Source organism: Saccharothrix sp. ALI-22-I (assembly GCF_001984175.1).
Taxonomy (GTDB): Bacteria; Actinomycetota; Actinomycetes; order Mycobacteriales; family Pseudonocardiaceae; genus Actinosynnema.
On record NZ_MTQP01000066.1, the window covers coordinates 509230 to 525932 of the forward strand.

Genomic DNA, 16703 nt, shown 5'->3' on the forward strand with positions numbered 1-16703 from the left:
GACTCTAGGTGTCGGCGATCGTCCACAACGAACTCGGCGTGACCGCCAAGGCGTCGTCACGCGGCGGTCCGATCGGCAGCAGCGCCCGGACCGGGTGCGGTCTGCGGCCCGACTTCGGGGGACACCGCGCCGAGTGGTCCACCGCGGACAGGACGAACACGTCGTCCGCGTACACCTCCACGTAGTCGCCGACGGCCAACACGCGCAACTCCGCGGCCGGCTCGTCCAGCACGACCTTCCGGTCACCGAACGAGATCCGGCGCGCGCCCTCGGTCCAGGTGAGCGAAGGACCGTCGGCACGCAACACGACCTCGCCGGGACCGTCGCAGCCGATCCCGAGGAGCCCGTCGGTCGGCCCGGTCCGCGTCTGACCCGAGAGGTGGTCCTCGGTGCCGCACCACCAGCGCAGCCGGGGCCGGCCTCCGGTCGTGTCGAGGACCTTGGGTTGCGCCAGCACGCCGTCGGTCGAGCCGCCCCGCCTGGACACGGTGTGCAGCAACAGCATTGCGCCGTCGGCGTCGCGGACCAATCGCGGTGCGTGGCAGCCTTCGGGCGCGATCGGACCGCAGGGCTCCCACGGTCCGCCTAACTCCGGCGCGGCCCATGCCTCGATCCGGCGGGGCCGACCGACGACGGCCAGCAACAGCCACCCGTCCGGTGTCCGCTCCACCACGGGACCGCCGAGCCCGTCGAGGTCACCGGGCGGCTCCAGCGGAGGACGCACCTCCCACTCCACCAGATCGTCGGACACCGCGAGACCGATGACGCCGGCCCGGCTGTCCCGCCCGGTCGCGCCCACCACCATCGCCCAGCGCTCGGCGTCCCCGTCGACCAGGAACGGATCACGCCAGTCGTTCACGCCGTACCACCGCGGATCGGGTCGTACCACCGGGTCCGCGGACACCCGCAGCCAGCCCGAGCCGTCGCCGCTCGCGGTGAACGCCAACCCGGTCCCCTCGGTCCGCCGACCGTCGGCCAGTCCCGTGTAGAGCATCGCGGTCTGCACGCCCAACCCGAAGACGTGCGGGCCCCGGATCGCCGCGCTGTCGAACGCGCCGGGCCCGGCGACGCCGAAGCACGGGCCGCGCGTCTCCCACGACACGAGGTCGGTCGACACCGCGTGCCCGAACGACGTGAAGCCGGCGCGGTCACCGTGGTCCAGCGCTCGCTGGGCGTGCACGAGGTGGTAGTGAGCGCCGCGGCGCAGCACGGTGAAGCCGTCCAGGAGCGAGCCGGGTGGCGCGTAGCGCATGTGCTGAGCGTCTCGCCAGTGCCGCTAGGGAAATACCCACACTGTGTCTCAATTGGACGTTACTCGGCACGAGCAGCCGTTGGTGCGGGACGAAGACCGACGTGATCCGCCCCGCACCAACGGTTCATCCCGATACCAGCGCCAGGGGGCGCGGAAACGGCGCGGGTATCGGCGACGCCGTCCCCCAGATGTTCACCGAGGACGGCGGGCTTTGGTGTTTCCCGGCTGGACGGTTCGGCGCCGGCACCCGAATGTGACGCCGGCGCCGAACCAGTCCCACCGATCTCCGGATCGTCCGCCGGCGACCGAAGACGGCTGGCACCACCCTGCGTGCCACCCCCAACCTAGAGGCGGACCGCGGACGGGTTGAGCTGTTTCCGACCGATGCGCAGATTCTTCCGCGTTCGTCGCAAACCCGCTCTCACCGACGCGTCGACACCCGATGCCGCACAGACTGGGCTTGTCCTCGTAAATACCGACGCGCCCGCTGGAACTGCCTGGCAGATTCCCCGGTGCCGATTCCGGTACATGTCAAGCACACCGGACCGAACTTCGTGCGACGACACAGGAAGGCTCGCCGATGCCAGGAACCGCGACCGTGGAGAGCGAAGCCGCACACCTCTCCGGCACTCGTGACGACGGCAAGCCGCGTGTTCCGGTGAGCGCGCTGATCCGGCTGGCGGGCCTCCCGGTCTGTCTGCTCGACGCGGGCCGGACGCCGGAGATCCACGACGAGGACGCGGCACGGCGTGAGCACGACCGGATCTGCGCCCTCCCCTGGCGCATCCTGACGTCCTCGCCGTGGGCGGCCGAGGTGATCGGCTCCGTCGCGGCCGACGTGGTCGCCGAGATCCACGAGCGACTGGCGAACGGCGAGAACTGGACCGACAAGCGGCTGCGCCAGCGTGGCGACTACCTGTGGCGGGTGCTCGGCCGGGCGGCGGGCAAACCCGTACCGCGCGGCTGGCTCGGGCACGTCGGGCTGGTGCCCGTGGCCCCGCACGACGGCGGCGGGCTGCTCGCCGGGGACCTGCTCGCCACCGGCCACACCGCGCACCACGTCGAAAACGTCTGGCAGTTGCGCCAAGGCCCGGACGCCCACCGGCTGGGCCTGACCGCGCTGCACCACATCACCGACGAGCACGTGTGCTTCACCGACGCACAGGGCCGCCAAGTCCGCCTGCGGCTCAGCCCGGCGCTGCGCGTCGTGTGCGAGGCGCTGAGGGCCGGTCTCTCGGATGTCGACACCATCGGCGACGCGCTCGTGGCACAGCGGGCGGTCGGATCGGTCGATCTGGCCGACGACTTCCTCCAGCGGCTGGAAGTCGTCGGACTCCTCCAACGCTCACGCCCACCCGAGACCAGGCTGGTCGGCCGTGCGGCTCCGACGGCTGCTGCCCCCGAAGACGGGTTCACCGACGTCTACCGCACGATCCGGGCCGTGGTCCCGGAAAACGCCGTGGCCAGGGTGCGCCGCGCGGTCGCCTCGCTCGGGCGGGTCGCGGAGTTGATGCGGGCGGACCTGCCGATGGAACCCGATCCGGTGGCGGACGTGATCGGCGACGTGCCACGCTCCCTGCCCGAGTTGGTGGACGAGCTGAACCGGCACGCGCCCGCCCGACACGATCGCGGTCTCGGCTGGCGTCCCGCGAACGACCCCACGTCCGGCTACGGCCGGCTGCTGGCGTTCGTCGAGAGCCGGCTGGACGAGCCGGTGGTGGACCTCGCTCCGGGCTTGCCCGACGCGGCGGACGCCGGCTGGGACTGGCCCGTCGACTGCCTGATCCGCCCGCTTTCCGGGGCCGCGCCGCTCGGCGTGCTGGAGGCGGTCACCTCCGCCGGCGTGCTCGACGCGCGGTTCGCCGAAGGTCTCACCCTCGGGCACGGCGAGCCGCCGCAGGTGGCCGCGTACCGGCACTTCCTCCGCCAGGCCGCGGCCGAGGCGGGCGCCGAGCCGGTCGAGGTGATGGCGCCGCCGGTGGACGGGTCGGCGGCCAACGCCGTCCGCAGGCCGCGCTACACCGACCGGTGGACCGGCGATCCGGACGCGTCGGCGTACTGGCCCGCGTCCTGCGGTGAGCCTGCCGGTGGTTACGTGCCGCCGCACGAGATCACGTTGCGGCGCGTGGACGGTCGGGTCGTCGCTGAGTCGGCGGGCCGGGAGTTGTGGCTGCTGCACCACTCGACCCGTGTCGTGGCCGGGCCGTGGCGGCACCTGATGGCGTTGGCGCGGCATGCGTTCCCGGTGCGGACGCTGCCGGCCATGGAGTTCGGCGGGCTGCTCGGGGCGTTCCCGGACCGGGACCGCACTCCACGCGTCACCGTGGGCGGCGAGTTGGTGGTGTCGTGCGCGCAGTGGCGCGTCGAGGCCGACGCGTTGTGGCCGGCGGGCGGCTCACTCGCGGTGAAGTTCCGGACGCTGTCGGACCTGCGCGACGCACGTGGCCTGCCGCGCTGGGTCTTCGCCCGCGCCGAGGCCGGTGGCAAGCCGATCCCAGTGGACCTGGAGAGCCTGACCGCGATCCGCCTGCTGGACCGGGTCCGCCGATCGGGCGGCCCGCTGGTGCTGGAGGAGATGCTGCCCGCTCCCGACCAGCTGGTGATCCGCGACGAACGCGGGCTCCTCGCGGCTCAGGTGCAGTTGCGGCTGCCGCCCAACCCCTGAGCGCCTAACCCGCTGCCGTCCAACCCTTGAGTGCTCGGCCCGTGAACGCCTGGTGGAACCGCGCAGCGCCCGGCGAACTGGGGGTTCCGCCGGGCGCTGCGCGTGATCGGGGTGGACGGGGGCGGCGGCTCCGCCCACTCCGACATTCAGGCTCCCAGGAGAAGCCTCTGACCAGGGCGTCCGAACGGGACGCGGTCCCACTCGGCCAGGACGTGCACGGCATACACGGTGCCGGCCACGGGGTGCGCACTTTCCGGCATGGTGGCCAGTTCGCCACCGCACCGCGCCCACAGCGCACCCACCGCACCTATCGCACGCACCCTCGCGGTGATATCGACCGCCCGGAGATCGTCCCGGACGACCGCCGCCGCATCGACCGAAAGCACCTGGCGACGACCACCGCGGGCGTCGTCACGACGACTTCGCTTCCCACCATGTGCGCCTCCGGCTGCTTTCCGGCGAATTACCGGAACAACAGTGCTGCGATGCCCGACACCATTACACCGGCCCGACCGCGACCGAGCCACTGTTCCGGTCGAGTTCTGGTGATGCACCCAGAAAACGCGCCGGCCCTGAACGATCCCGCCGCCTTTCCACCGGACCGGTCACGTCACCGGTCGACGGGCGCGACATCCACGACCGGCCCTACATCCACAACGGGCGGTACACCCACGATGGGCGCGACGGCCTCGATCAACGCGCGGACCGCCGCCGGCTCGGGACGGAGTCGGTAGGTCCCCCGGAATCCGCGTTCCACCACGCCGGAGTCGAGCAGGACGTTGAGGTGGTGGTAGAGCCGCCCCGGCGAGGTCAGGCCCGCGGCCTGCTGGAGGTGCACCGCCGCCCGCGGTCCTACCTGGAGCAGGTGGGCGACCACGGCCATCCGCACCGGGTGGCCCAGGGCCGCGAAGACCTTGACGGAAGAGGCTGCCGCCCCGGACAGCGCCACATTCCCACGGGCCGCCGTTGCCACGGCGGACACGACCTCGTCAGCGAAATCCACCGGTCGATCCTCCCCAGGGACGTCACCGACTCCAACGGCTTTCCGCGCGGCGCGGAAATTGATCCGAACTCCACGGACAAATGGGATGCCGGTTTCCGCCCGGTTTCGGGCATATGGGTGTGACGTAGCCGACTTCGGGCCAAAAAATGACTGTCCGCAGTCGTTTTCGGCCGACCTCCCGTTCCACAGTGGACCCCCACACCACCCGATCGAGCAAGGACCCTGACCATGCGCAACCGCCACCTCACCCGAACCGCCGCCGGCCTCGCCCTTGTCGCCGCGCTGGCCACCGCCGGGTGCTCCGCACAGGCGGTCGGAACCACCAGCGAGCAGTCCACCCCCGCGTCCGCCGCGGCGCTCGCCAAGCCGACGTCCCAGGAGATCGCCGGCCTCTTCACCACCTGGAACGACGCGCTGGCCACCGGGAGCGCGGAGCAGGTCGCGGACCTCTACGCGCCCGACGCGGTGCTGCTGCCCACCCTGTCGAACGAGGTCCGGTCCGACCGCGCCGGCATCGTGAACTACTTCGAGCACTTCCTGCTCAACAAGCCGTCCGGGACGATCGAGCGTGAGATCATCAACGTGTTGGACGAGAACACCGCCGTCAACGCCGGCGTGTACGTCTTCACGCTGCACAAGGACGGGCAGGAGAGCAAGGCCCGCGCCCGCTTCACGTTCCTGTACGAGCGCATCGACGGCAAGTGGCTGATCACGGACCACCACTCGTCCCTGATGCCCGAGAGCTGAGCCGGACCGCGGCGCGTCGGTGACCACGGGCCCCGGCTGACGGAGGAGAACGTCATGGCCCAGGTTTCCGTGGTGACCGGCGCGGGTTCGGGAGTGGGGCGCGCGGTGGCCCGCGCGCTCCTCGAAGCAGGCCACCGGGTGGCGCTCGCCGGACGACGGGCCGAAGGGTTGGTCGAGACGGCCGCCGGTGCACCGGCGGCCGACGTCCTGATCGTGCCGACCGACGTCACCGTCGAGGCGTCGGTCGACGCGCTGTTCGGCGCGGTGCGCGAGCGGTGGGGTCGCGTCGACGTGCTGTTCAACAACGCCGGCACCAACGTCGCGGCCACACCGCTGGAGGACTTCACCGTCGAGCAGTGGTCGAAAGTGGTCGACACCAACCTGACCGGCTCGTTCCTGTGCGCCCGCGCCGCCTTCCGGGTCATGCGCGAGCAGACGCCCCAGGGCGGGCGGATCGTCAACAACGGCTCGATCTCCGCCCAGACCCCGCGGCCCAACGCCATCGCGTACAACGCGAGCAAGCACGCGATCACCGGCTTGACGAAGTCGATCTCACTGGAGGGCCGCCGCCACCGCATCGCCTGCGGGCAGATCGACATCGGCAACGCCGCCACGTCGATGACCGACCGGATGAGCGACGGCGTCCTCCAGGCGGACGGCTCGATCGCCGCCGAGCCCACGATGGACGTCGCGCACGTCGCCGACGCGGTCCGCTACATGGTGGAGCTCCCCCTCGACGCCAACGTGCAGTTCATGACGGTCATGGCGACGACAATGCCGCTCGTCGGTCGCGGTTGACCTGCTCCAGCCGGTAACCCACACCTCGTACGGCCTCGAACCGCACGGTATCGCCCAGCTTGCGGCGCAACGCCGAGACGTGCACGTCCACCGTCTTGGTAGGACCACTCCACCGCGGATCCCAAACCGCATCCATGATCCGCCGCCGCCCCACCACCGCGCCCAAGTCGGTGGCCAGCAGGGCGAGCAGGTCGAACTCCTTGGTGGTCAACGCCACCGGCTCCCCCGCCACCGCAACCCGCCGCGACCGCCTGTCGATCACCACCGCACCGCACTCCTGCACCGCCGGCACACCCGCCAACCGATACCGACGCATCACCGCGCGCATCCGAGCCACCAACTCACGCGGCCGGACGGGCTTGTCGACGTAGTCGTCGGCACCGATCTCCAACCCGGCCACCACGTCGGACTCCGACCGCCCATCGGCCAGGATGACGACCGGGACCTCCCCGCGTGCGCGAATCTCCCGGCACACATCGACGCTGTCCGGCATCCCGAGATCCAACAGGATCAGGTCGTACGCCCCGAGCCCGTCCAGCACCCGAGCCCCGCTCGACGCCCACTCAACCCGGATTTCGAAGTGCCGCAACGTGTCCATGACGAAGTACGCGCCAGAACGATCGACCCCGATGAGCAAGACGTTCACACCCGCGATTCCAACACGCCCCCCACCACGCCGGGCATCATCGAATCCCGGAAGTCCCTCCGCACATCGCGAACCGCCCACAGCCGCCGGGGGTCACCCCGACAACGCAGCCGCCAATTCCGCGATCATCCCCGGCCCCACCTGACAACAACCACCCACGAGCCGCGCGCCGCCTTCGACCCAGCCCGCCACCCGCACCGGTTCGAAGGCCGGGACACCGGTCCAACCACGCGCCGTGGCGTCCCAGACCTCACCACTGTTCGGGTACACCACGACCGGTTTGCCGGTGACGCGCCGGGCGATCGCCACCGCCTCCTCGACGTCGGCCGGGTCGCAGCAGTTGACGCCGACGGCCAACACCTCGTCCACTCCCCGCACGACCTCGAAGGCCTCGGCCAGCGGCTGACCGGCACACGTCCGCGTGCCGCGCGCGCTGTAGGACAGCCAGACCGGCACTCCCGACCCGGCGACCACACCGAGGACCGCCTCCGCCTCCTCGACGTCGGGAATCGTCTCGATCGCGAGCAGGTCGGCGCCCGCCTCCGCGAGCACTTCGATCCTCGGCCGGTGGAACGACTCCAACGCCTGCCGGCTCAGCCCGTACCGGCCGCGGTACTCCGAACCGTCGGCCAGCATCGCGCCGTACGGGCCGACCGACGCCGCCACCCACCGCGGTCCGTCCACTTCGGACGCGGCACTCCGGGCGAGGGTCACGCTGTCGCGCAGCAGGCCGACCGTCTCCTCCGCGCTGAGCCCACGGTCGGCGAAGCCCTCGAACGTCGCCTGGTAACTGGACGTGATCACGACCTCCGCCCCGGCGCGGTAGTAGGCGAGGTGGGCGGCCCTGATCGCGTCCGGGTCGGTCAACAGCAGCCGGGCCGACCACAGCGAGTCCGACAGGTCGTGCCCCGCGTCCGTGAGCGCGGTCGACAGACCGCCGTCCAGCACGACGACCCGCCGGGCCAGCACGTCGGCCAGGCGCAAGTTCGGAGTTCCCAGGTCTGCCACCACATCCCGACCGTACCCGTGCCCGGCCGCCCCTCTCAGCGCACCCCAAAGAACGTTGAACTCTCAACCACATACGCGTAGCGTCGATCTCCGGAGCGCGTTCGAACGACTACGACACGTCACGCATCCCGGAAGGACGCGACCACATGACGGATCAGATCTTGGACTTCAACCAGAAGATCATCGCGGAGTTCCGCGCCAACGGAGGCGTGGTCGGCGGCATGTTCGAGGGCCGCAACATCCTCCTGCTCACCACCGTCGGTGCCAAGAGCGGCGGGCGGCCCGTTCGACCCGTTCCGGCACGAGCGCGAGGACGGCCTGGCGACCCTGGAGCGGGTGGTGAAGCAGCCGTGGTTCGGTGACTCCATCGTGCTGGCCGGGCCCAGCTACCTCGGGTACGTGCAGTGGGCCGTGGCCGATCAGCTGCCGCCCGAGGTCAAGGCGATGATCCCCCAGATCACCACCTCGGCGCTGACGCTGGAATTCCTGCGCGAGGACGGGTTCTCCCTGGAGACGCCCTTCGGGTGGGGCACCATGGTCGCGGACCAGGAACGCCCCTTCCCGCTGGTGCGGCGGGTGCTCCAGGGCCGGAAGGACCAACGGGCGTTGACCACGCTCCCGCTCAACCGCGCCGACACGGCCGCCATCGGGCGCTCCTACGACTACGTCCAGGACATCCTGGTCCACCACGGCCCGGACGCCGAGCGCTGGGCCGGGATCGACCACCGACACCGGGTGGCGCAGGTCAACGTGCCGGTCAGCTCGATCGCCGGCTGGTACGACATCTTCCTGCCCGGCCAGCTCGACGACTTCCGCAGCCTCCAGGAAGCGGGCCGGACCGCCCGGCTGACGGTCGGACCGTGGACGCACCTCAAGGGCGACAACACCGCGATGAACGAGGCGCTGGAGTTCGGGCTCGCCCACGCGCGCGGCGAGGAGCCACCGCACCGCGCGCCGGTGCGCCTGTTCGTGATGGGGGAGGAAGCCTGGCGCGACTTCGACTCCTGGCCGCCGGTCGGCTACGCGCCCCGGCGCTTCCACCTCCAGCCCGGCGGCGCGCTGGCCGAGGAGCCGCCCGCCGAGTCGGCGCCCGACACCTACCACTACGACCCCATGAACCCGACGCCCGCGGTCGGCGGGGTGCGCATGGTGAGCGACAGTGGTCGCGTCGACAACGCCAAGCTGGAAGCACGGCCGGACGTCCTGACCTACACCACGCCGACGCTCGACCAGGACGTCGAGGTGATCGGCGAGGTGTCCGCCGAGATCTTCTTCCGCTCCAGCCTGCCCTACGCCGACGTGTTCGTGCGGCTCTGCGACGTGGACCCGAAGGGCCGGTCGGTCAACGTGTGCGACGGCCTGGTCAGCCTGACCGGCGCGAACGAGACGACCCGCGCCACCGTCACGCTGTGGGCGACCGCGCACCGCTTCAAGCGCGGCCACCACATCCGGGTCCAGGTGTCCAGCGGCGCGTTCCCGAGGTACGCCCGCAATCCCGGCACCGGAGAACCCCACGCCACCGCGACCACCCTCGTGGCCGCCGACCAGACCGTCCTCCACGATCCGGAGCACCCGTCGGCGATCATCCTGCCTGTACGCCGGGCGTAACCTCCTCCGACGACCGGACCATCCACTGTGGACGGGCCGGCCATCACGGAGCCGGGTGCCGTCCTTCGTGCCGCACGGTCCACCGGCCGGCCGGAGAACCAGGGCACGGCGGCACGCCCTGCTGCCACAAGGGCGACGGCGGCGGACGTGGGTGAGCACGTTGGTGCGCAACGTCCTGCTCGCCGAACCGCTGGTCGGTGACTTCGGCCGCTGTTTCACCGGGGGTGGTCCCGACGAGGCCGAGGCACTGGCCGTCGATTTCGCTTCACCGCGTGCATGCCGCGGGTGGCGCTGGCCGACGTCCTCCGCGAGCGCCCCGGACACCGGGGAGCGCCCTGACCGGACCGCATTGGTCCCGACTCGCCGTCGCGCGGTCCAGGTCGTGATACTGGACCCGTGACGACGAAAAAGCCCCGCCTGGAGATCGAGTACTGCACGCAGTGCCGGTGGTTGCTGCGCGCCGGCTGGACCGCGCAGGAGTTGCTGACGACGTTCACCACCGAGCTGGGCGAGGTCGCCCTGATCCCGGGCACGGGTGGTGTGTTCGACATCCGCCTCGACGGCGAAACCCTGTGGTCCCGCAAAGCACAGGAGGGCTTCCCCGATCTGGCCGCCCTGAAGCAACTGGTCCGCGACCGAATCGCCCCCGACCGCGACCTCGGCCACACGGACCGGAAGAAAGCACCGCAGCAGTGAACCGGCGGTTCCGGTAGACGACCGCAGTCCGATCAGGGCCGTGGTAAGTAGGCCGGCGAGGGTCTGGTCGAGCGCATCCCCAATCGCGGCGCGCGGGTCCGGGCGGTGTCCCTCGAAGAGGCCATCGAGATCACCGAGGTTCGGATGGCGCTCGAAGGCCTGTGCGCGGCGAAGGCGGCCGAACGCGCCACCGACGACGACCGGCGTGAACTGAGCGAGATCGGTGTGCGGATGCGGGCGGCGGTGGCCGGTGGTGACATGTTCGGTTACTCCGAACTCAACAAGCGGCTGCACGACCTGGTCCTGACGATCAGCGGTCAGGCCACCGCGCGGGCCGTGCTCGCGCGTCTGCGTGGGCAGAACGTCCGCCGTCAGTTCAGGCTCGCCATGCACCCCGGTCGCCCCAACACCTCCCTGCCTCAGCACCTGGAGATCATCGAGGCCGTAGGTGCCGGTGGCCCCGAGGCCGCCGAGGCTGCCATGCGGAAGCACCTGCGCAGCGTCGTCGAGGCACTGCCCGAGGTGGAGAAGTCCCGACCTCGCCGTTTCGACGCACTCTGAACCGGCGGAGGCACCCCGCCTGATCGAAGGTGTGGGGCGAGCTCCGGGAGGCGGCGGTGAAGCCCGACGTGGCGGTGCCCCGACCGGGTGCCGCCGCCGTGCCGTGAGGCCGGCTCTCGACTGACAAATGCTGTTGTTCGACGATTACGGAAATTGAATCCCCTAAAACTCACTCTTTCGAGTGACAAAAGGGAATCCATCGGCCGCAAATGGAGTCGAAAGTCCCTATTCCGGCCCTGGGCCTGCGAGAACACTAGCGGGCGTCATAACTCGTTCGGCGGGAACACCTCCCCCTGCTAGCGCGACGACCCTGCCCCAACGCCGCCCCCGCTGCGAGCCCGGAGCTCGATGAGGAGTGGGCACGCATGACTGCAATCGAACCGAATGCAGCCCTACAAGGAAGCACATCACTCGATCTCGAACCACGCACGTCCCCGGCCGACGCGGAAAGTTCCCTCGGCACCCAGACCGGTCGCGAGGCCGACCCCAGCGGGCCTTCGTTCGGCTCGGCGACGGTCGCCGACCGGTACGCCTCCGACCTGACCACCGCGGACCTCCTCGGCCAGACCGACGGCACCGCGCAACGGGAGGCGTTGGCGCCGGGTGCACCGGCGGCGGCGCCGATCCCCCTGCCGTTCCGCACGACCAGCGGCCGGTACCGGTCGCAGGCGGTCGGGTTCCAGCTGGAACTGCGCATCGACGTCGACGGCCGCCGCCCGCTGCGCAGGCTCAGCGGCGACTACTTCAACATCAGCGGCGGCACGGTGTCCTACTTCGGCTCGTGGACCGTCGACGCGGTGACGGTGACCACGAACGCCACGCACGTCAAGATCGTCGGCACCGCGCGCACCACGTGGACCACGACGTTCACCGTCGCCACCGTGACCGTGCCGCGCACCCCCATCTTCCAGCCCGCGGGACCCGCGACCATCCGGTGGTCGACGCCCAGCGGCGCCATCGGCGCGACCTACGTGTGCGGCTGGGAGGCCGGCGCGTTCCGCACGGTGGAGCTGGAGCAGGACTGCGAGTCCTCGGTCACCCCGTTCGCCCAGTACAACACCGGCGCGCTGCCCAGCGGCGGCCCGGCGCGCACCCTCAGCATCGGCACCGCCTACGCCGAGGCGGGCGTCCAGATGGTCGACACGGGCGGCGCGAACATCATCTCCACGCCGTCCAACCACGTCTGGAACAACGCCAGCCTGCACCACGCGATGGAGGCGCACTTCTCCCGCCGGCAGGAACGGCCGCAGTTCAAGGTGTGGCTGCTGCACGCGCAGCGGCACGAGTTCACCACGGCCACCTCGACGCTGCTCGGCATCATGTTCGACCAGCAGGGCCTGCAACGGCAGGGCTGCGCGACGTTCTACGAGCGCATCGCCGGCAACTCACCCGTCAACCAGCGCAGGCAGCTGTACACGAACGTGCACGAACTGGGCCACTGCCTCAACCTGTTCCACTCGTTCCACAAGAACCGGATGGACCCGCCGATGCCCAACCGGCCCGGCAGCCTGTCCTGGATGAACTACCCCTCGATGTACGACCCCGGGGGCGGCGCGCCCGCCGGTGACGGTCCGTTCTGGGCGGCGTTCCCGTTCCAGTTCGACGACCTGGAACTGGCGCACCTCAGGCACGGCTTCCGCAACAACGTGATCATGGGCGGCAACCCGTTCGGCAAGGGGGCCGCGTCGCAGGAGGGCGAGGAGTTCGCCGCGCTGCTCAGCGACACCACCGGCCTGAAGCTGCGCATCAGCCAGGCGGCGGGCGACATGCCGGTGCTCGGCACGCCCGTGGTGCTGGAGATCGACCTGACCGTCGAGCGGCCGCAGCAGGTCCACACCCGCGAACAGCTGCACCCCAAGTTCGGCTTCGTCCAGGTCGCGATCAACCGGCCGAGGGGCGACGTGGTCGTGCACGAGCCGACGGTGCGGCACTGCGCGGAACCGGACCTGCTGGCGTGCGACAGTGGCACGCGGCTGCCGATCAGCGCCTACATCGGTTACGACGCCACCGTCGGGCAGGTGTTCGAAGACCCGGGCACCTACCGGATCCGGGCGGTGTACGCGGCGCCCAACGGCAGCCTGGTGGTGTCGAACACCGCCACGATCCGCGTCGCCGCGCCGCGTTCGACCCAGGACGACAGGGCCGCCGACCTGCTGCTGAACAACCAGACCGGGATGGCGTTCGCCCTGCAGGGCACGGACTCGCCGTACCTGGTGCAGGGGACCGACGCGCTGCGGACGGTCGCGGACGAATACCGGGAGCACCCCGGCGCCGTCTACGCGCGGTTCGCCCTCGGCATGAATGCCGCCCGGTCGTTCAGCACGGTCGAGCCGGACGGCTCCGTGCACGTCCGCGAACCCGACCTCGGGCGCGCCGACAGCCTGTTGTGGGATGCGATCAACATGTCCCGCGAGGACGGCGGCCTCGACGACCTGACCGTCTACCAGGCCGGGGCGTACCTGGCCGAAGCGCACGCGAAGGCCGGGGACACCGACGGCGCGCACGGCGTGCGCGCCGAGATCCGACAGCTCGCGCAGTCGAAGAACGCGCCCGAGTCCGTGGTTCACTCGCTGGACGAGTGAGGAGGCGCGATGGAGCTGGCCGTCGAACTCGGCGAGGGTTTCGCCGATGACGAAGTGACCGTTCTCGTCGATGGTCAGGAGGAGTGGCACCGCACCGGTGTCACGACCAACTACTCGGTCGGCATCGCCGATGTCGCCAGGATCTCGGGTGAGCCCGGGGCGCTGGTGGAGGTCCGGGTGCGCGACCTGGCCGGCCGCCGTGAGGTGGGCGAGGACGCCCGGCTGCGGGCCGATATCGACGTCTCGGGCAAGAAGCTCGCCCTGGGCGCCGCCTCGCAAGGGGACATCTTCTAGCGGCTCCAACGGTTCAGCGGCTCTGGCGGTTCTGGCCGCCGTTCGCGGCGGGTTCACGGCCGGTGCCTGGTGCGGGGACGACGCGGTGCCCCCCGCACCAGGCGGGTCGGTCCGATCAGCTCGCGGAGCAGGTCGGCGTCATACCGGCGCCGGTGCCGTTGCCCTGGAAGCCGAACTCGGTCGATTGGCCGGCCGCGACGCGGCCGTTGTAGCTCACGTTCTTCCACTGGATGGTTCCGCTGTTACCGCTGCGGTCGGCGTTCCACGCGTTGGTGACCGTCGCGCCGGACGGCAGGGTGAGCGTCACCGTCCAGCCGTTGATGGCCGCCGACCCGGCGGTGACGTTCACCGTGGCGGTGAACCCGCCGGTCCACGAGTTCAGCGTCACCGACGCGGTGCAACCACCCGGACCGGGAACCGAGGTCGTGGTCGTGGTGGTGGGCCCGGTCGTGGTCGTGGTGGTCGACGTGGGCACGGTCGGGCCGGCGCTGTTGAGGGCGTTGAGGGTGGAGGTGTAGGCGGGCTTCTTGTTGCCCGAGCCGTCGAACAGCAGCGGGGTGCCCGAGGCACGCCACGAGTCGGTGTCGCGGATGCCCCACACGGTGATGCCGGTGCAGCGCGCCACCGCGAGGCAGGCCTTGACCACGCGTTCGTAGTTGGCCGCCTGCGCGGAGCCGGAGCCCTCGATGTCGAGTTCGGTGATCTGGACGTCGACGCCGAGGTTGGCGAAGTTCTGCAGGGTGGTCTGGTAGTTGCCCGGCACCGGGGACTGGGGGTTGAAGTGGGACTGGAGGCCGACGCAGTCGATGGGCACGCCGCGCTGCTTGAAGTCCTGGACCAGCCGGTAGACGGCCTGGGTCTTGGCGTGGGTCCAGTCGTCGGTGTTGTAGTCGTTGTAGCAGAGTTTGGCGTTCGGGTCGGCGGCGCGTGCGGCGCGGAACGCGGCCTCGATCCAGTCGTTGCCGGTGCGCTGGAGGTTGGAGTCGCGGCGTGCGCCGGAGCTGCCGTCCTGGAACGCCTCGTTCACCACGTCCCAGGCGTAGATCTTGCCGGCGTAGTAGCCGGCCACCCGCGTGACGTGGTTGAGCATCGCCGAGCGCAGCGCGGAGCCGGACATGTTCTGCATCCAGCCGGGCTGCTGGGAGTGCCAGGCCAGGGTGTGGCCGCGGACCCGCTTGCCCTGGGAGCGGGCCAGGTTGACGATGCGGTCGGCGTTGCCGAAGGTGAACTGGTTCTGGTTCGGCTCGGTCGCGTCGATCTTCATCTCGTTCTCGGCCGTGACCATGTTGAACTCGCGCTGGAGGAGTCCGGCGTAGGTCGAGTCGCCGAGCCTGCCCGCGGCTACGGCCGTGCCGAAGTAGCGACCCGACTCGGCCGCCGCGGTGCCGAGGGTGGTCCCGGCGTTGGCGGACGTCGCCAGGAGCACCGCGGCACCCGTGGTGGCGGTCACCAACGTCGACACGAGCACCGCTCGTAACACTGACCTCGATGTCAGCTTCATGTTTCGCACCTTCTGGGGAGCACCTGCGGGTGTGAAGCAGGTGGGTGGGTTGGTTGGCGGCCCGGACCACCAGGGCGGGGTGGTCCGAATCCCTGCACGCGGTGCGGGAGGGACCGGTGCCGCGGTCCCTCCCCCACCGACCACGGTGGGAAACCGTCGAGGCGTACCGACCGTGTTCAGGCCTGAAACTTTTAGCAGTATCGACCGAAACAGATAGGTCTGGCAAGCGCCGAACCAAACTGATTTTATGGACTCACGTAGACTCGTACGGCTTCACACCCTTACCTACCACGACACACGCGCGCCACAAGTTTCGAAATACTTCGAAAAAAGATTCGCAACTTTCCGATAAATCCAGGGGCGCAAGACATACCGGCACCGGATCCGGCCAGTGCGCGACGGCGGTTGTTACCGTGGCGTGTGACCAGCGAATCTCCTGCGGCGACACGGCGTCGTCGCGAGCAACTCCGCGACTTCCTGCGCACCTGCCGGGCTCGGCTCACACCCTCTGACGTCGGTATGGTGGCGACGGGCAGGCGCCGGACACCGGGGCTGCGGCGTGAGGAGGTCGCAGCGCTGGCCGGGGTCGGTGTGTCCTGGTACACCTGGCTCGAACAGGGCCGCGACATCAAGGTCTCGGGCGAGGTGCTCGACGCGATCAGCGGGGCGCTGCGGCTGACCGGCCCCGAGCGCACGCACCTGTACCTGCTGGCCGGTCTCAACCCGCCGCGAGTCGGCGGGGTGCACGGTGGCGCGGTGACCCCGGAGCTGCGGCACCTGCTCGACGCGTGGAGTCCGCGGCCCGCGATCCTGCGGGACCGGTACCGGAACCTGCTCGCGATCAACGACGCGACGCGGGCGGTGTTCGGCTACGACGACACCGACTACAACTGCATGATCTCGTTCTTCACCAACGCCCGGTACCGCGGCACGTACGCCCACTGGGCATCTGTCGCACCGACCGTCGTCGCCGCCTTCCGCGCCGACGCGGCACACTCTCCCGACGACCCGCGGTTCCGCCGCCTGGTCGACGACCTCAGCGCCGTGAGCCCCGAGTTCGCCGAGCTGTGGGCGCGCCACGAGGTGAGCCCTCCTGTCCAGGCGGTGAAAGCGGTGCGCCACCCCGAGGCAGGCGACCTGTTCTTCGACATGACGACCCTGACCGTGGCCGACCGCCCGGACTGGTACCTGGAGCTGTACAACCCGCGGCCCGACACCGGAACCGGGGACCGGCTCGAACAACTGCTGCGCATCCGGCTCGCCGCCCCTGCCTGACCACCCGCCGAAGGTGGTGGTGCCACTCCCGGGTTGAGTGCGCTCTGGTTGTGTCGCGCGCCGGTCG

16 protein-coding genes and 1 pseudogene are annotated in these 16703 nt (G+C 70.4%); 11 read left to right on the forward strand and 6 right to left on the reverse strand.

The features are described 5' to 3' along the window. Positions 1–4: 4 nt before the first annotated feature. A complete protein-coding gene (locus tag ALI22I_RS30730) occupies positions 5–1252 on the reverse strand; it encodes a hypothetical protein (protein ID WP_077009011.1) in 1248 nt (415 codons plus the stop codon). Positions 1253–1832: 580 nt separating this feature from the next. Between ALI22I_RS30730 and ALI22I_RS30735 the strand changes: the two genes are divergently transcribed. Next, the gene (locus ALI22I_RS30735) at positions 1833–3917 is read left to right on the forward strand and encodes a lantibiotic dehydratase (protein WP_077009012.1); all 2085 of its coding nucleotides are present in this window, start codon (positions 1833–1835) and stop codon (positions 3915–3917) included. A 146-nt stretch (positions 3918–4063) separates the two neighbouring features. Here the strand turns inward: ALI22I_RS30735 and ALI22I_RS30740 are convergent, their stop codons facing one another. Together ALI22I_RS30740 and ALI22I_RS30745 are read right to left on the reverse strand one after the other, a co-directional pair. Further along, complete coding sequence (locus tag ALI22I_RS30740; RefSeq protein WP_077009013.1) at positions 4064–4303, reverse strand: hypothetical protein; 240 nt, start codon at positions 4301–4303, stop codon at positions 4064–4066. Positions 4304–4527: 224 nt separating this feature from the next. Beyond that, a complete protein-coding gene (locus ALI22I_RS30745; protein WP_077009014.1) occupies positions 4528–4920 on the reverse strand; it encodes an ArsR/SmtB family transcription factor in 393 nt (130 codons plus the stop codon). A gap of 228 nt (positions 4921–5148) precedes the next feature. Between ALI22I_RS30745 and ALI22I_RS30750 the strand changes: the two genes are divergently transcribed. Together ALI22I_RS30750 and ALI22I_RS30755 are read left to right on the forward strand one after the other, a co-directional pair. Then, positions 5149–5667, forward strand: coding sequence for an SgcJ/EcaC family oxidoreductase (locus ALI22I_RS30750; RefSeq protein WP_077009015.1), 519 nt, complete (start codon positions 5149–5151; stop codon positions 5665–5667). A gap of 54 nt (positions 5668–5721) precedes the next feature. Continuing rightward, positions 5722–6465 (forward strand): SDR family oxidoreductase, encoded by a 744-nt coding sequence (locus ALI22I_RS30755; protein ID WP_077009016.1) that lies wholly within the window; start codon positions 5722–5724, stop codon positions 6463–6465. On the opposite strand, the gene ALI22I_RS30760 is transcribed toward ALI22I_RS30755, so the two are convergent. Continuing rightward, on the reverse strand, positions 6428–7111 hold the full coding sequence (locus ALI22I_RS30760) for a response regulator transcription factor (RefSeq protein WP_077009017.1): 684 nt from the start codon (positions 7109–7111) through the stop codon (positions 6428–6430). The two genes, ALI22I_RS30755 and ALI22I_RS30760, sit on opposite strands and share 38 nt — an antisense overlap. Before the next feature lie 93 nt (positions 7112–7204). Beyond that, complete coding sequence (gene mmuM, locus ALI22I_RS30765) at positions 7205–8119, reverse strand: homocysteine S-methyltransferase (RefSeq protein ID WP_238598663.1); 915 nt, start codon at positions 8117–8119, stop codon at positions 7205–7207. Between the two features lie 146 nt (positions 8120–8265). Between mmuM and ALI22I_RS55170 the strand changes: the two genes are divergently transcribed. From ALI22I_RS55170 to ALI22I_RS30800, 7 genes and pseudogenes are all read left to right on the forward strand, one after another. Beyond that, complete coding sequence (locus ALI22I_RS55170) at positions 8266–8481, forward strand: nitroreductase/quinone reductase family protein (RefSeq protein WP_338013518.1); 216 nt, start codon at positions 8266–8268, stop codon at positions 8479–8481. Continuing rightward, positions 8393–9727: pseudogene (locus ALI22I_RS30775) on the forward strand (CocE/NonD family hydrolase); the annotation flags it as partial. The gene ALI22I_RS55170 and the pseudogene ALI22I_RS30775, both read left to right, overlap by 89 nt. A gap of 151 nt (positions 9728–9878) precedes the next feature. After that, on the forward strand, positions 9879–10127 hold the full coding sequence (locus ALI22I_RS30780) for a hypothetical protein (RefSeq protein ID WP_077009018.1): 249 nt from the start codon (positions 9879–9881) through the stop codon (positions 10125–10127). Beyond that, positions 10124–10423 (forward strand): SelT/SelW/SelH family protein, encoded by a 300-nt coding sequence (locus ALI22I_RS30785; protein ID WP_077009019.1) that lies wholly within the window; start codon positions 10124–10126, stop codon positions 10421–10423. Before ALI22I_RS30780 ends, ALI22I_RS30785 begins: the two co-directional genes overlap by 4 nt. 105 nt (positions 10424–10528) lie before the next feature. Further along, a complete protein-coding gene (locus ALI22I_RS30790) occupies positions 10529–10984 on the forward strand; it encodes a GntR family transcriptional regulator (RefSeq protein ID WP_077009020.1) in 456 nt (151 codons plus the stop codon). 365 nt (positions 10985–11349) lie between these two features. Beyond that, entirely contained in the window at positions 11350–13566 is a 2217-nt protein-coding gene (locus ALI22I_RS30795; RefSeq protein WP_077009021.1) for a hypothetical protein, read from the forward strand. 9 nt (positions 13567–13575) lie between these two features. Next, the gene (locus tag ALI22I_RS30800) at positions 13576–13860 is read left to right on the forward strand and encodes a hypothetical protein (protein WP_077009022.1); all 285 of its coding nucleotides are present in this window, start codon (positions 13576–13578) and stop codon (positions 13858–13860) included. Between the two features lie 115 nt (positions 13861–13975). On the opposite strand, the gene ALI22I_RS30805 is transcribed toward ALI22I_RS30800, so the two are convergent. Then, positions 13976–15361, reverse strand: a complete 1386-nt coding sequence (locus tag ALI22I_RS30805; RefSeq protein WP_077009023.1) for an endo-1,4-beta-xylanase — start codon at positions 15359–15361, stop codon at positions 13976–13978. A gap of 420 nt (positions 15362–15781) precedes the next feature. Between ALI22I_RS30805 and ALI22I_RS30810 the strand changes: the two genes are divergently transcribed. Beyond that, the gene (locus tag ALI22I_RS30810) at positions 15782–16636 is read left to right on the forward strand and encodes a helix-turn-helix transcriptional regulator (protein ID WP_077009024.1); all 855 of its coding nucleotides are present in this window, start codon (positions 15782–15784) and stop codon (positions 16634–16636) included. Positions 16637–16703: the final 67 nt, after the last annotated feature.

Coding starts and splice junctions, on each gene's coding strand:
- ALI22I_RS30755 (WP_077009016.1), top strand. CDS start 5,722: ATGGCCCAGGTTTCCGTGGTGACCGGCGCGGGTTCGGGAGTGGGGCGC.
- ALI22I_RS30750 (WP_077009015.1), top strand. CDS start 5,149: ATGCGCAACCGCCACCTCACCCGAACCGCCGCCGGCCTCGCCCTTGTC.
- ALI22I_RS30805 (WP_077009023.1), bottom strand. CDS start 15,361: ATGAAGCTGACATCGAGGTCAGTGTTACGAGCGGTGCTCGTGTCGACG.
- ALI22I_RS30735 (WP_077009012.1), top strand. CDS start 1,833: ATGCCAGGAACCGCGACCGTGGAGAGCGAAGCCGCACACCTCTCCGGC.
- ALI22I_RS30795 (WP_077009021.1), top strand. CDS start 11,350: ATGACTGCAATCGAACCGAATGCAGCCCTACAAGGAAGCACATCACTC.
- ALI22I_RS55170 (WP_338013518.1), top strand. CDS start 8,266: ATGACGGATCAGATCTTGGACTTCAACCAGAAGATCATCGCGGAGTTC.
- ALI22I_RS30730 (WP_077009011.1), bottom strand. CDS start 1,252: ATGCGCTACGCGCCACCCGGCTCGCTCCTGGACGGCTTCACCGTGCTG.
- ALI22I_RS30800 (WP_077009022.1), top strand. CDS start 13,576: ATGGAGCTGGCCGTCGAACTCGGCGAGGGTTTCGCCGATGACGAAGTG.